This window comes from Mycobacterium sp. (assembly GCF_032162605.1).
In the GTDB taxonomy this organism is placed as follows: Bacteria; Actinomycetota; Actinomycetes; order Mycobacteriales; family Mycobacteriaceae; genus Mycobacterium.
Map to the genome: position 1 here is coordinate 1 of NZ_JAVROT010000319.1, position 14411 is coordinate 14411.

A 14411-nucleotide genomic window follows, 5' to 3' on the forward strand; every position below is an offset into this window, starting at 1 on the left:
GTCGCCCTGTCGTCACGGTGACGAAATTGACGAGACGACGAGCTGTCTCTCAATTGATCGTGACGCCTCAGCAGCGGTCGCCCTGACGGTCATCTAAAAAATGACAGGAATATGAGACAAATCGCAGATGCCACGATGTGAGACACCCTGCATGACCGCAGGTCAGGGCGTCACGATATGACACAGAGTTTGAGAATCGACAGGTGGCTCGTCCGTCCGCACTCCATCCTCCACCGCGACACACCGTGTGACCTCAATATCTAGCTTAGCTAGCGAAAATGCTGTCGTGGAAGACCATCTCGGCGTCGAGCATGCCGTTGAACCAGTTGAGCAGGAGTGAGTCTGGGATGTCGGCTGGCAGTGCATCTACGGCAGCGGCAAGTGCGAGGACGCCGGTGTGGAATGGTTCGGCGGCATGCAATGCCACCCACTCGGCGATGGGACCTGGTGGTACCCGGCCGCCTCGGTGGGCCCGCGAGCACCAGTTGAAGTAGAGGGTTTCGGCTGCGAATAGGACGGTCATCACCGCGGGATATCCGCCCGCGCGGGCCGCCTTGAGGGTGTACTCGCTCAGCCGTGCGGACTGCGCCAGCTGTTCGTCAGCCATGTCGGCGGCCACCGGCCATGCAGTGCGGGTCACGCGGAAGTACTCGGTCTGCTCACCGACGAGCCCCTGCACGGCTTGGGCGCTGACCACCACCGCTTCCCATGTGGGGGCATCCCATACGGCGAGACCGTGAAGCCGGGTGGCGGTGTGGACGAAGGACTCCTCGATGAGCAGGTAGTTCGCATACGGCAGATCCTCGATGGTGCCGGCGGAGACCTCGCGGATGAATCGTATTCGAGATGCGGCTGCCAGAGCGCCGCCGGTCATTAGTTTCGCCGATCGGGTCACTTCGTGAGCCATTCGGACAGCCCGCCGAAGATCTGCGCGTAGCCTGGCCATTCGTTGCAGAAGGCATCCGGCGCCCAGTGCGGCGCACAGTCGGACGTGAACACGGCGCTGCGCCCGGCGCCGAACTCAGACACCGCGACCCGCGGGTCACCGTCGAGCGTGGCGAGAACCGTACTGTTCGGACGGGGAAGAACTCGGTTGTGGCCCAGCAGAAGTGGCCACTCGGTTCCGGCGTTGCCCAGTGCGGGATGATCTGGCCTTGTCACTTCAGCGTGTAATCCCGCGGGATGTTCCACGCGGTCGTCCTCGGCGAGCAGTTCCACGGGCAAAACCTCGTGCAGCGGGGTGTTGCGGTAGGCGGCCTTGGCTTCGAATCCGGTGAACGACAGGTACCCGCCCACCATGAGAAGCCCACCGCCCGCGCCGACCCACTGCCGGAGAGCGCCGAGTCGGTCGCTACCGGGCTGCCCTTGATCGAACACCCTGGGGGACAGTTGAATCGAGTTCGCGCCGATGTCCGAGAGCACGACGACGTCGAAGTCGGACAGCGCGTCGGCGTCAGCCGGGAACTGCGCCGGCACTAGATGCGCGGGCAGGTGAGTCACCTGGTGACCACGCTCGGTCAACGCGCGACGCAGCGGTTCGACGCCTTCGACGTAGGCACTGGTCGTGAACGAGTCCATGCCCTTGACGTGGATGGAGTGAGTCATCCAGCTCTCGCCGGCGATGAGCACCCGACTCATTGCGCTCCTTTCGCTGCGGCACCGAACAATCGGGCCGGGTTGGTGGTGAGAAGGTCGTCCATAGTCCCGGTCGAGACGCCGCACTCGATGAGACGACGGGAGAATAGTGTTGGCACGTAACGGAAACCATTCCCACCGTAGGTGGTCAGCATCGATTTGAGGAACACGTCGTGCGAAAGCAGTAGCTGCCTGGAGTGTCCGGTGTGGATGAGCTCGACGATGGCCTGCGCGGTGCGGTCAGGTGGGGGAGAGGTGCCCTCACCGGGGTAGGTGAATGGCATGCCGATCATGTCGAACTCCAGCCACACCCCGCGGTCGGCCACGGCGCGTTGGTAGTCGCGGTCTTCACCCGACGGGTCCATGTGGCACAGCACCACCGCCTCGGGGGACACACCGTAGTCGCCAAGCACGATATCGAGCACTTCGGGCGCGCGCCGTTGCCAGCCGGGCAGGTGCACGAACAGCGGTACGCCGGTGTCTCGCTGCGCCCGGGCGGCGGCACGCAGCGTCTTGTGTTCGGACGGGGTGAAGTCGGGGGAGACTCCGATCTCGCCGATGACGCCGGGCCGGATGCCGGGCGCCGAGAACTCGGCGGTCAGTTCGGCGGCGAGCTGTTCTTCACCCGTTGCCGAGACCCCTTGCGGATGAAACCGTTCCAGATACCAGCCGGACCCCATGACGATCTGCACGCCGGTCTCCTCCGCGAAGCCGCGCAGCGCGAGCGGATTTCGGCCGATGCCGGGCGAAGTGAGGTCGATGATCGTGCGTCCGCCGCCGTCGGCGAACGCCCTCAAATCGGCCGTCGTGGCGGATGCGTCGTCGAGCACGCAGTGGTCCATGCAGGCGTACGGCTCCTCCCGAAGCAACCAGGCAACGCCGGGGGCGGTCTTGGCCTCGCGCAACCAATTCAGATCCGCGTCTCGGGGTGGGCGGACCGCTGCGCGGATGTCGTTGGCGAGATGCTCGTGGGGCAGTGTGAGGCCCAGTTCACTCAGCGGGATCGGGCCGGTGACGGTGTTGACGGCGGTCACCGGCGCACCAGGTGAGCGAACAGCTCGGCGAACGATCGTCCGCGCATATTGACCCAGATGGCGATGATCAGGACGAGCCCGGTGACGATCGGGGTGAGGAACGGGCTGACGCCGAGCAGGGTGAGGCCGTTGGCGATGACACCGGTGATGACCGCGCCGATCGCGGTACCCGTCATCGTGCCGCGGCCGCCGAAGAGGTTGGTGCCGCCAAGCACCACGGCGGCGATGACGGTCAGTTCGAAGCCCTGTCCGGAGTTCGACGAGCCCGAGCCCAACCTGGCGGCGGTCAGGATCCCGGCCGCCCCCGCGGCCAAACCGGCCAGCGCGAGCGTGATCATCTTGATCCGCGCCGTGCGCACCCCGGCCCGGCGCACTGATTCCTCTTGGGAGCCGATGCCATTCACGTAGTTGCCGAACGGGGTCTTCGCGAGCACCAGGCCGCCCAGCATGACGGTGATGATCGCGATCCAGGCCAGCACCGAGAACCCGAGGAATTTCGCCGAGCCCAGCTGAGCCACGCTGAGCCTCGCATCTATCGGTACGGAGAACCCCTGCGTCCAGAACTGGGCGAGTCCACGGATGATCGACATGGTCGCGAGGGTGACGATGAACGACGGGATCTTCTGGTACGCGGAAAGCCATCCGTTGAGCAGGCCCCATGCCAGCCCGGCAAGGAGGCCGATGACGATGACCAGCGACGAATCCAGCCCCGCTTGTAGCAGTTCCGCTGTGCACGCGGCGACGAACGCCAGGGTGGAACCGACGGACAGATCGATCTGACCAGTGGTGATGACGAACGTCATTGCGACCGCGACGATCAGTGTGATCGCCACCTGGGTGGCCAGATTGGAGATGTTGCCGAACGTGAGAAAGTTCGGCGACGCCACGCCGAAGACAACGAACAACACGACGGTCACACCGAACATCGCCACGGTGGCCTTGTTGAAGCGCTGCCACCACGACGGGGTCTCGGTACGAACGGGAAGAGCCGGAATCGTCGCGGTCATGCGACGTCGTCCCGGGTGTTCGCGCGGGTGATCATCGCCACCAACGTTTCGATGTCCAACTCGGAGACCGGCTCGTCTTCGACGCTGCGGCCCTCGTACATCACCGAGATCCGGTCACATACCTCGAACAGGTCCTGCAGTCGGTGGGTGATCAGGATGACCCCGACCCCACGGGCGGCGACCTCGGCGATCATCTTCAGCACCTGGCGGACTTCGGCCACGGCGAGCGCCGCGGTCGGCTCGTCGAGGATCAGCACCGCGGGGTCGAACGACACGGCCCTGGCGATGGCAACCGCCTGCCGCTGTCCGCCGGAGAGCTGGCCGATCTCCTGGTAGGTCGACTTCACCCGAACGTGCAGAGTGGACAGCATCTCCGCGGCGGCCCGATGCATCGCCTTGCGGTCGAGGAACGGTCCCCGTTTCGGCTCGCGCCCGAGGAACAGGTTGCTGGCGACGTTGAGCGTCTCGCACAGCGCGAGATCCTGATACACGATGCCGATGCGTTCCCTCTGCGCGTCGGCAGGGCTGGTGAAGTTCACCGTCTTGCCGTTGACGCGGATCTCACCGGAATCGTGCTGGAGCGCTCCGGAGAGAATCTTCATCAATGTCGACTTGCCGGCGCCGTTGTCGCCGACCAGACCCAGCACCTCACCCGCGTGAAGGGTCAAATCAACCCCGTTGAGCGAGCGCACCGCGCCGAAGGACTTCGTGATGCCGTGCAGCGACACCAGTTCCTCGCCACTCATGACCCCTCACTTCCCCAGGTAGTACTGGAAGTCCGTGACGTTGTCGGGGGTGACGAGCTGAATCGGCACCGGCACGTCCTTGGGCGCAGGCCGCCCGCACGCCAGGTCGATCGCGGCGTTCATCGACTGGTATCCGAATTCATAGCTGTTCTGCTGCACCACCGCGACGATCCAACCGGCCCGCAGACCGTCGATGGCCTGTTGCGAGAGGTCCCAACCGACCACCTTGATGTTCTTCGTGCGCTGCTGGCTAGTGACGGCGGCGGCCAGACCGATCAGCGCCGGCTCGCCGGTCGCGTAGACGTAGGGAAGATTCGGGTTGCCGGTCAGAAGATTCTCCGCCGCGGTTTGAGCGTTCTCCTGGATGTTGCGTCCGTCGACGACGGTGCCCACCGTCATACCCTTGGCGGTGACTTCATCGGTGAATCCCTTTTGACGCTCGTTCTGGATGGTGCTGTTGAGCGCACCGACGATCCCGACCTCGCCCTTGCCGCTGGCGATGTCCACGAGCTTGTCGGCGATCTGCTTGCCGCCGTCGGCGTTGGCGACGCCGACCTGTGTGGATACCGCCGGGTCGGTCACGATCGCGTCCACTGCCACGACCTTCACCCCGGCGGCCTGCGCACGCCGGATGGCGGGCTTGATGCCCTCGGTGTCCACTGCATCGACGATGATCGCCTGATAGCCGTTGGCGACCAGGTCGTCGATGGCGTTGGACTGCGTGGTGGAGTCGTCGTTTCCGTTGACGATCTGGGTCTGCACCCCTGCTTCCTGCGCGACGCGCTGGGCGCCGGTATTGACCTGGTTGAAGAACAGGGCTTGCAGGTTGATCGGCACGATTCCGACCTTGGGTGGGCCGCCCTTCACGGTGCAGGACTGCGCGACCGTGGTCGGTGGCGGCGGGCCCTGCTGGGCTGCGGTGCTCTTGGCGGCCTGCTCGTCGCGAACTCCGGAATCACAGGCGTTCAGGGTGAGCGCCAGGGCGCTCATGATCAGGGCAATGAACTTCAAGCGCATGACGTCTCCTCATCGGATGTCGGGGATCGGTGGAGCAGGTCGAGCACCTCGGACCGTCGTGGAGAACCCGCCCGGGCGCCTGGCCGAGTACAGGACAGGCCGGCCGCGATGCCGGCGAAGGTGGCCGCGGCGGCAGGGGTGGCCCCACCGTCGAGCTCGGCGCAGTAGGAGCCCGTGAAACAGTCCCCGGCACCGGTCGCGTCTACCACGGCGACTTCCAAGGCACGGCCGTAGTGCGTCTCGCCGGTGGGGGTGTGCAGCCACCAGCCGAGCGCTCCGCCGGTGACGGCGAGGTGGACGTCGTACTCGGCGGCGAGCGTGGTGTGGTCCGCGTCCCCGAACAGCCGGGCGGCCTGGTCTCGACCGACGATGACGTGGTCGACAGTGTCCAGCGCGCGGTGGGCCGCATCGGGGTCTTCGCATCCGTCGAGGTCGACGAGGGATCGGACCGTGGTGTCGACGAGTGCGTCGGCGGCGGCCGGAAATCGGTAGCCGTCGAGACACAGCAGACCGCCCACGGCTGCCGTGGCAAACGCGATCCGACGGACGTGGTCGGGGGTAACGGCGTCGTCCTGGCTGATGATCGACCGTTCGCCGTCGGGCGTGACCAGGACGATGGCCGTGGTGAGCATCCCGGTGAGGGCAGTCCAGGAGGTGTCGACGCCGTCGGCGCCGAGCGCATCGAGGAAGGCGGCGCTCGTCCGGTCAGCGCCCACCACACCCGCGAACCTGGCATCGGCGCCCGCTCGTGCCGCCGCCACCGCGGCGTTGGCCGCCATCCCGCCGTCGCGCCAGTCCACCGCGGTGGCCTGCACGCGGGCTCCGGCCCCGGGCAGCACCGGCACGCTGACCGTGAGGTCGGTGTTGGCATAGCCACAGAACGCGATCACGGCACCTCCGCGCGAGCGGCCGCGGCGGTCAGTCGGCGCACCTTCGTGGTATCCACCCGGCCCCACCAGCGGCCATTGTCCTTGACCGAGGACGCCACGATCACGCCGTCGCAGGCAGGCAGGAACTGGCCGATGTTCTCGGCGGTGATGCCCGAGCCGATCAGCACGGGGAGGGTGGTGTTGTCCTTGATGCCGGCGACCTCGTCGAGCGCGGCCGCGTCGCCGGTGCGCGAGCCGGTGGCGATCAGCACGTCGGCGTCGAAGAACTCGGCGTCCTCGGTCTGCTCCGCCAGAGTGCGGTCGGCGACGATTGCGTGCGCGCCGTGTTTGACGTGCACGTCGGCAAACACCTTGATCGGGTGCGCACCAATCCGGCTGCGGTACCGGGTGGCGTGCGCAGCCTGGCCTTCGATGATGCCCTCGTTTGCGACGTAGGCGTTGGCCCACTGGTTCACGCGCACGAACCCGGCCCCGCCTGCCCAGGCGGCCGCAATCGAGCATTCGGCGGCGTTGGAGAGCACACTCACCCCCAGAGGCGCTCCGGTGCTTTCGTGCACGCGCTGCGTCACGACTGCCATTGCCGCCGCCGTCTCGTATCCGTGCTCCCCAGGCTTGAGGAACGGTATGTCCCAGTGGTTTTCAACGATCACCGCGTGGCAGCCGCCGTCGAGATAGGCGGTGGCTTCCTCGACGGCGGAGGCGGAGATGGCATCGACCGGGGTGCCTCGATAGTGGGGGCTGCCCGGCAGCGGCGGCAGGTGCACCACCCCGACCACGACCTTGGCCGCGCCGAACAGTTCGACGACGGCGTTCGGCTTGGTTGGAAACACACCCACAGTCACAGCCCGCTCCAGATGTAATCGATTACATTTCTGTATTCGAACGTAGGTGCCGTCGTCCGCCCAAGTCAAGACGTAGGAAGCGACGAAATGCAGGCTTTACAATCAACATGAGGATCTCGGCACGGCCATGGAGAGGTAATCGATTGCATCGTGTGACCATCGCAGAGGTTGCGAAGCGTGCTGGAGTTTCGACCGCGACGGTGTCGCGTGCGCTGTCTGGCGACCGGCCAGTCTCGGCCGACGTCAGCCGGCGCGTCAACAAAGCCGTCACCGAACTCGGCTACTCCATCAATCCGATCGCGCGGGCGCTTCGCAACAGGCGTACCGACACGGTCGGCATGGTCGTGCCGAGCATCTCGAACCCGTTCTTCACTTCGCTGGTCGAAAGCGTCGAGCACGCCCTTGGTCGCAGCGGCAGGGAACTGTTCCTGTGCGATGCCCAGTCGGATCCGGTGGTGGAGGCCAAGCGCCTGGCATCGTTGGTCGCTCGCAACGTCGATGGCATCCTCGTGAGCCCGACACATGGCACCGACAGCGCGGCTGCCGTTCTCGAGACCGCACGCCGCCTGCCGCTCGTTCAGCTGGACCGGTTCGTCGGCGGCACCAGCACCGATTGGGTTGGCGTGGACGACATCGCTGCCATGCGGTTGATCCTCGATCACCTGTGGTCGACCGGCGCCCGGTCGGTCGCCTACGTCGGCTCACTGCTCACGAACTCCTCCACCGAGCAGCGTCTCGCCGGGTTCCGACGGCGAGGCGAGGAACTCGGCTTGACGGTCGGCGCTGACGCCGTGCTGCTCGGGGACTACAGCGTCGAATGGGGCGAGATCGCGGCTGCGCGTCTCATCGATTCCGGCGATCTGCCCGACGCGATCGTCTGCGCCGACGACCTCATCGCGCTCGGCGTCAGCCGTCGCTGCCGCGCCCGGGGCGTACGAGTGCCAAACGAGGTGCAGGTGACCGGGTTTGACAACATCGAGTTCGCCCGGCTGAGCGAACCCGCACTCACCACAGTGGACCAACCACGCGAACGTATCGCCGCGGAAGCAGTCCGTCTGCTGGCGGCAGCCAGTGGGGCCGATGCACTCGATCGCCAGACCAGCGCGCACATCGCGCTAGTGCCTGAGCTCGTGGTCCGCCAGAGCACCAAACTCCCCGCGCCGTGACGACGAGCGCCTCACAGACGTAGATGTTCTGCCGGAAGGCGCGATCTTCCATCGGCCCCTCGAAGACGGGAGGGCTAATTGGCCGCTGACTTTAGGATCGACACGTTCCCGATACACAGGCTTTACGCGCACCCATATTGACTGAACGTCATGACGTTGGGACGATGTGTCGATGGCGTGGGATGACCTGGACCTCGACTCCGGCCCGGTGCCACTGTGGTTCCAGATCAGGGAGCGGCTACGCGATGCGATCGAGCAGGGCGAGTTCGCCCCCGGTGACGCGCTGCCGCCCGAGTCGATGCTCAACCGCAGGTTTGGGATCAGCCGCACCACTGCACGGGCCGCGCTCGACAGCCTCGAGAATGACGGGCTGGTGCGCCGGCGCTCCGGGCATGGATCGATCGTGCTCGAGCCCAGAGTGGACCAACCGCTCAATCTGCTCGCTTCCTTCGCCGAGGATATGGTCGCTCGCGGCCGCAAGCCCGGCTACCGCACCCGGTCCGTGATCGCGGCACGAATGCCCGCGGAAGTTGCGAGCGCGTTCGAGCTCAGGCGCGGCACCCGGGCGATCGCGATCGACCGGCTGCTGCTCGCCGACGACCAACCGATGGCCGTCACACTCGCATGGCTTGGCCCCCAGGTCATTCCGGTGCAGATGCGTCCCGACACCACCGAATTCAACACCACCTCACTCTACGAATGGATCGAAGCCACCACCGGCAGGCGCATCGCTCGGGGCGAGGAGTACATCGAAGCCGCCGTCGCCAACACCGAGCTCGCGGACCGGCTCGAGATCATGCCGGGCGAGCCGGTGCTAGTCGCCAGACGGCTCTCGCGCACGGCGGACGGGACCCCGGTGGAGTATGTGGCCACCACCTACCGCGCAGATCGCTACCGGTTCCGGATCGAGTTGGTGCGCCCATGAACGCGCCCGGGGTTGCCCTCTTCGCCGGCGACGTCAGCCTCGACACCACCACGGTCGTCGACCACGTGCCAGAACCCGACGAAAAGGTGCACGCGTCCGCCCTCGTGGAAGACGTAGGCGGCGTGGTGGCCAACGCCGCCATCGCGTGCTGTCTCGCGGGCTCGCCAGTGGCTCTCCTCGCGACTTTTGGCGCCGACCTTGCGGGCACGACCTGCCGGGCGCTGCTGCGCCAGCGTGGCGTTGCGCTACGGACCGCGGACGGTCGAGGCACCACCTCCCGGGCACTGATCACCCTGGATAGTCAAGGTGAGAAACGGCTGGTGCTCGCGGCCGGGGCGTCGATCTATCCCGACGAGCTGACATGCCGTGACGCCAACCTCGGCGACGTGACCTGGCTACATACCGCCGTATACGACTTGGTTGGCGCCGCCTTGTTGGTCAGCCGTTGCCGGGCGGCGGGCGTCCGGTGGTCGTTGGACCTCGAACCGGCCACCCTGCGCGAGGGGCTGGATCCGCTACGCCCGTGCCTTGACGGAGCTACCACGGTGTTCGTCAATGCCCGTGCCGCCGCACTGCTCGGCGACGCGCCAACCGACGCGCTGTTCGCAGCCGGTGTGGCACAGGTGGTGTACACGCTCGGTGCTCTAGGCGCCCGGCTCCACACCGTCGACCGCCACACCGTCGTCGATCCGACCGCGTTGCCTGGGCCCGTCGTGGACACCACCGGCGCGGGCGACTGCCTCGCGGGAACCTATGTCGCTGGGCTTCTTCTCGGCCGCGATCCGGTCGGCGCGTTGCAGCATGCGGTCGCCGCCGCCTCACTGAGCTGCTGTCGACTCGGCGGCCCGGCGTCCTACCCGGCTCCAGCAGAGGTCTCCGCCAAACTCGGCGAGACGGTACCCGGCACGGCACCCGTCGTCGCCGCCAAGCCCGCAGCAGGAGAACGGAATTCATGACCGACCAGCAGGTCCTACCTCCGAAGCCGCACGCGCTTCGGGAGTTGTTCGCCGAGACGAAGCCGGTGATCGGGGTGGTCCACCTGGCTGCGCTTCCCGGCTCGCCCCGCTACGACGGAGAGACGATGGCTGGGATCTACGCCGCCGGCGCACGTGACGCGCGCACGCTTGCCGAGGGCGGAATCGACGGAATCATCGTGGAGAACGCGAGCGACCTGCCGTTTTCGCGCCCGGAGGACATCGGCCCCGAGACTGTCGCGGCGCTCACCGCCGCCTGCTTGGAGATCAGGGCCGCCGTTGCAGTGCCGATCGGCATCACCTGCGTGGCCAATGGCGTGATACCTGCGCTCGCTGTCGCGAAAGCCGTTGGCGCAAAGTGGGTTCGGGCTAATCAATGGGTTAACGCCTACATCGCCAATGAGGGCTTCCTCGACGGGTCGGCACCGAAGGCGCTGCGGTACCGCCGAGCGATCGACGCGACCGACGTGCGAGTGTTCGCCGACGTGCACGTCAAGTTCGGCGCGCATGCCATCACTGCCGACCGCGGCATCGATGAACAGGCCCGCGATGCCGAGTGGTTCGACGCCGACGTGCTCATCGCGACCGGCACGCGCACCGGCTCACCAACGCAGGCGGACGAAGTCGACCTGGTGCGGTCCGGCACGACTCTGCCGGTCATCGTCGGATCGGGGCTCAACCCCGAGCAGGTGCCCGTGCTGTTCGAGGTCGCCGACGGCGCCATCGTCGGCCAGTGGCTCAAATGCGACGGTCGGTGGTGGAACCCCGTCGACCCCAGGCGGGTCGAACGACTGATGACCGCAGTCGCGGCAAGCCGGGGGTCGTCGTGACTCTGCTCACCGGAGAAACCGACGTCTTCAGTGCCGCCACCGGCGGCCGGTGCGGGGTGGCGTTCCTTGCGCGCCGCCGCGCCACCGCGTCCCGCGAACACGCCACTGCGGTCACTGGAGTGCGCTCAGAACTGGCGGCGATGTCGGAGCGCGGCTGGCAGCTTTCCGTGACGGAAATGCTTGGCGGAGAAGCGGAACCGACGGCGTATGACGCCGGTTTCGCCCACGACGTCGACGTGGTGGGCGTGTTCGACGCCCCTGACCTGGCTGCCGCGCTCGCCGGCTCGGTGGCTCTCGAGGCCGCGGGATGGGATCGGTTGTTCAGCACCGAATGGCTACTCGGACCGCGGGAGTTCGCTCCCGTCGCCGGACCGGATGAAGGTTCTCGCCGACACGACTGGGGCTTTCTCGCGCTCTGGGAGTGGAACGACGCCTGGCAGGCGGCGACCGACACCCGACGACGCGAGTACGACGCACAGTGCGACATCGCGTTCGCCGCGGACGTGCGAGCCGGAGTGACCATCGCTGGGCGACACCGCCTCGACTGGGCGAGCCGCTGGCACCACCTGGGCGTGTGGGAGGTGCCCGACCCAGATGTGCTCGGCAGCGCGATGCGCGAGCACGAACTCGTCGCCGATTTCGAGTTCACCACGTCTCGTCACTACATCGGCCGACGGCGCCCGATCGTCGAACTCATGGAAGGAGCACCCTGATGGCCGAAGTGCAGTGGATCCACTACGCCAGGGCGCGTAGCCCGTGGTACGAGCTGGACGCCGCCGTCCGCGCCGAACATCTCGCCCGGTTCGCGGCGGTTCGCGACGCGAGCACCGCGATGGGCGGCACGTACGCCGGCACCTTCCACGTCCGCGGCTGGAGCGACTGGTCGACCGTGGAGCTCTGGCGGTTCCCACACGCCGACGCGGCGTTCTCCCACTGGAGCCGCCTCACCGACGCAGGCTACGCACAGTGGTTCGCGTTCGCCAACAACATCGGACTTCCTGCGGAGGTGCCGACATGAGCCCGATACCGCTGCTCGAGGCGCGGGCCATCAGCCGCCGGTTCGGCCACGTCCAGGCACTCGACGGCGCTAACTTCACGGTGTACCCCGGTGAGATCTGCGCGTTGATCGGGGACAACGGCGCGGGAAAATCCACCTTGGTCAAGATCCTCTCCGGCGCCAGCGCCCCAGACTCCGGTGAGTTGCTGCTGGACGGCCAGCCGGTCTCGATCACTTCACCGAGCGCGGCGCAGGAGCTTGGCGTCGCCACCGTCTACCAGGATCTGGCGTTGGCGCCCGAGCTCGCCGCGGCTCGCAACCTGTTCCTCGGGCGGGAGGTGCTCCGCCATGGTCTGCTGGGCACGCTCGGGTTCCTGGACCGCGCCACCATGAGGCACGTCGCGACAGAGCAGTTCGCCAAACTTGGGATCTCGCTGCAGTCGCCCGACGTGCCCGTCGCGTCCTTGTCCGGCGGCCAGCGGCAGTCGATCGCCATAGCCCGGGCGGCTATGTGGGCGGACAAGGTGATTCTCATGGACGAGCCGGCGGCAGCGCTCGGCGTCGTACAGACCGCACGCGTTCTCGACCTGATCCGGTCGGTGCGCGACAGTGGTACCGCCGTGGTGCTGGTGAGTCACAACATGCCGCAAGTCATCGAGGTGGCCGACCGTGTCGAGGTGCTACGGCTCGGCCGCCGGGTCGCGACGTTCGACCGGACCGAAGCGACGGTCGACCGCCTGGTCACCGCGATGACCAGTGGCTCCGCCGAGGCCGCATGAGCACCGTCGCCGAATCCGGCTCCACGACACACGCGGCTGCCAGGCACAGCCGCTGGGCCGCATGGTCCCAGCTACTTGGCGGCGGCTGGATCTTTATGCTGCTGCTTGCGCTGATCGCAGTCTTCACGGCACTACGGCCGGCACAGTTCGCGACCGCGTTCAACCTATCCACCCTGGCCGTCGACGCCGCGATATTGCTCGTACTCGCCGTTGGACAGACCTACGTGATCATCACCGCTGGGATCGACCTGTCGGTGGGCTCCACATTGGTGTTCGCATCCGTGGTGTCGGCCAAGGTGATGCTCACCCTGTCCGGCGCGGAAGGCAGCACGTACGGCACCACCGACGGCAGTTGGTTCGTGATCGCCGTCGGCTTCGTGGTCGCGGTGGCCGCGGGTGCTTTCTGGGGTGCGGTCAACGGCATTCTCATTGCGGTGACACGGATTCCGGCGTTGATCGTCACCCTCGGCACGCTCGGGATGGCTTTGGGGTTCGCTCAGATCATCACCGGCGGTGTGGACGTGCGGGCGGTGCCGAAGCTGCTCGTCGAGTACGTCGGAACCGGCAAGATCGCGGGCATCCCGACTCTCGTCGTGGTGGCCGCCATCGTGGCGGTGCTCGCCGGCCTTTGGCTGCACATGACCCGCTTCGGCGAGCGCACATTCGCCGTGGGCTCGAACTTCGAAGCCGCGCGGCGCTCGGGAATCCCGGTACGCCGACAGTTGATCAAGGTCTACGTGCTGTGCGGCACGCTCGCGGGCGTCGCCGCGGTGATGTCGGTGGCCCGGTTTGGCACGACCACGATCGGCGGCCACACCGTGGACAACCTGGCGACGATATCGGCGGTCGTGCTGGGCGGCACGAGCCTCTTCGGTGGAATCGGCACTGTGTTCGGCACCGTCGTCGGGGTGTTCATCCCGGTGATCCTGCTCAATGGCTTCGTCATCGTCGGCATCCCGCCGTTCTGGCAGACCGTCGCCATGGGCGCGGTACTGATCCTCGCCGTGTACATCGACCAGCTCAAACGACGCCAGCGCGACCACACCTAAACTGCCAGTCGCCCTGTAGAGGAGAAACCCATGCACAGAACAACTTTGACTGTCGTCGCTACTGCCGGAGTAGTGATACTCGCAGCCGCGTGCTCCCCCGGCCCCAGCGGTGGCGGCGGATCCAACGCCCCTGCGCCGGCCACGAAGGACGTCGCCCTGGTGCTCGGTGTCAACGGCAGCCCGTTTTATCAGGCGCTCGCCTGTGGCGCGCAGGCGGAGGCCACCAAGCTGGGCCTGAACCTCAAGGTCTCCGCGCCCGCGCAGTTCGCGGCCGATGCCCAGATTCCCGTCGTCAACGCGGTCGCCGCAGCCCGGCCAGCCGTGGCAGTCATCGTTCCCACCGATGCGCAGGCCCTGGTCCCGCCGATCCAGCAGCTCAGCACGGCCGGAACCCACGTCGTCACCGTCGACCAGACCCTCGCCGACCCGTCGCTGGTGAAGAGCGAGATCGTCACCGACAACCTGCAAGGCGGTCACATGGCTGCGACAGAGATCGCAAATCTTTTGGGCGGCAACGGAA

At 66.8% G+C, this 14411-nt stretch carries 17 protein-coding genes; 9 read left to right on the top strand and 8 right to left on the bottom strand.

The window, feature by feature from the left end:
• Window positions 1-265: 265 nt before the first annotated feature.
• The 8 genes from QOI01_RS18320 to QOI01_RS18355 are packed head-to-tail and all read right to left on the bottom strand — an operon-like array spanning window position 266 to window position 7159.
• A complete protein-coding gene (locus QOI01_RS18320) occupies window positions 266-874 on the bottom strand; it encodes a TenA family protein (RefSeq protein ID WP_526383392.1) in 609 nt (202 codons plus the stop codon).
• Window positions 875-891: 17 nt separating this feature from the next.
• Entirely contained in the window at window positions 892-1638 is a 747-nt protein-coding gene (locus tag QOI01_RS18325; protein WP_526383394.1) for a glutamine amidotransferase, read from the bottom strand.
• Window positions 1635-2669, bottom strand: coding sequence for a phosphotriesterase family protein (locus tag QOI01_RS18330; protein ID WP_526383396.1), 1035 nt, complete (start codon window positions 2667-2669; stop codon window positions 1635-1637). Before QOI01_RS18330 ends, QOI01_RS18325 begins: the two co-directional genes overlap by 4 nt.
• Window positions 2666-3676 (bottom strand): ABC transporter permease, encoded by a 1011-nt coding sequence (locus QOI01_RS18335; protein WP_526383398.1) that lies wholly within the window; start codon window positions 3674-3676, stop codon window positions 2666-2668. The genes QOI01_RS18330 and QOI01_RS18335 overlap by 4 nt, the downstream gene beginning before the upstream one ends.
• Complete coding sequence (locus QOI01_RS18340) at window positions 3673-4422, bottom strand: ATP-binding cassette domain-containing protein (protein ID WP_526383400.1); 750 nt, start codon at window positions 4420-4422, stop codon at window positions 3673-3675. The genes QOI01_RS18335 and QOI01_RS18340 overlap by 4 nt, the downstream gene beginning before the upstream one ends.
• Before the next feature lie 6 nt (window positions 4423-4428).
• A complete protein-coding gene (locus tag QOI01_RS18345) occupies window positions 4429-5439 on the bottom strand; it encodes a substrate-binding domain-containing protein (protein WP_526383402.1) in 1011 nt (336 codons plus the stop codon).
• On the bottom strand, window positions 5430-6329 hold the full coding sequence (locus QOI01_RS18350; RefSeq protein ID WP_526383404.1) for a carbohydrate kinase family protein: 900 nt from the start codon (window positions 6327-6329) through the stop codon (window positions 5430-5432). Before QOI01_RS18350 ends, QOI01_RS18345 begins: the two co-directional genes overlap by 10 nt.
• Window positions 6326-7159, bottom strand: coding sequence for a BtpA/SgcQ family protein (locus QOI01_RS18355; RefSeq protein WP_526383405.1), 834 nt, complete (start codon window positions 7157-7159; stop codon window positions 6326-6328). Before QOI01_RS18355 ends, QOI01_RS18350 begins: the two co-directional genes overlap by 4 nt.
• A gap of 164 nt (window positions 7160-7323) precedes the next feature.
• Here QOI01_RS18355 and QOI01_RS18360 point away from each other — a divergent pair, with 164 nt between their 5' ends.
• The 9 genes from QOI01_RS18360 to QOI01_RS18400 form a co-directional block, all read left to right on the top strand.
• Window positions 7324-8337: a LacI family DNA-binding transcriptional regulator gene (locus QOI01_RS18360; protein ID WP_526383407.1), complete on the top strand. Its 1014-nt coding sequence runs from the start codon at window positions 7324-7326 to the stop codon at window positions 8335-8337.
• Window positions 8338-8509: 172 nt separating this feature from the next.
• Window positions 8510-9262: a GntR family transcriptional regulator gene (locus tag QOI01_RS18365; RefSeq protein ID WP_526383409.1), complete on the top strand. Its 753-nt coding sequence runs from the start codon at window positions 8510-8512 to the stop codon at window positions 9260-9262.
• On the top strand, window positions 9259-10218 hold the full coding sequence (locus QOI01_RS18370; RefSeq protein WP_526383411.1) for a carbohydrate kinase family protein: 960 nt from the start codon (window positions 9259-9261) through the stop codon (window positions 10216-10218). Before QOI01_RS18365 ends, QOI01_RS18370 begins: the two co-directional genes overlap by 4 nt.
• A complete protein-coding gene (locus QOI01_RS18375; protein WP_526383413.1) occupies window positions 10215-11066 on the top strand; it encodes a BtpA/SgcQ family protein in 852 nt (283 codons plus the stop codon). The genes QOI01_RS18370 and QOI01_RS18375 overlap by 4 nt, the downstream gene beginning before the upstream one ends.
• Window positions 11063-11779, top strand: a complete 717-nt coding sequence (locus QOI01_RS18380; protein ID WP_526383415.1) for a hypothetical protein — start codon at window positions 11063-11065, stop codon at window positions 11777-11779. Before QOI01_RS18375 ends, QOI01_RS18380 begins: the two co-directional genes overlap by 4 nt.
• Window positions 11779-12084: a hypothetical protein gene (locus tag QOI01_RS18385; protein WP_526383417.1), complete on the top strand. Its 306-nt coding sequence runs from the start codon at window positions 11779-11781 to the stop codon at window positions 12082-12084. Before QOI01_RS18380 ends, QOI01_RS18385 begins: the two co-directional genes overlap by 1 nt.
• Window positions 12081-12842 (top strand): ATP-binding cassette domain-containing protein, encoded by a 762-nt coding sequence (locus QOI01_RS18390; RefSeq protein WP_526383419.1) that lies wholly within the window; start codon window positions 12081-12083, stop codon window positions 12840-12842. Before QOI01_RS18385 ends, QOI01_RS18390 begins: the two co-directional genes overlap by 4 nt.
• A complete protein-coding gene (locus QOI01_RS18395) occupies window positions 12839-13891 on the top strand; it encodes an ABC transporter permease (RefSeq protein ID WP_526383421.1) in 1053 nt (350 codons plus the stop codon). The genes QOI01_RS18390 and QOI01_RS18395 overlap by 4 nt, the downstream gene beginning before the upstream one ends.
• Window positions 13892-13921: 30 nt before the next feature.
• Window positions 13922-14411, top strand: a 490-nt coding sequence (locus QOI01_RS18400) for a substrate-binding domain-containing protein (protein WP_526383423.1), incomplete at its 3' end; no start/stop codon positions are given.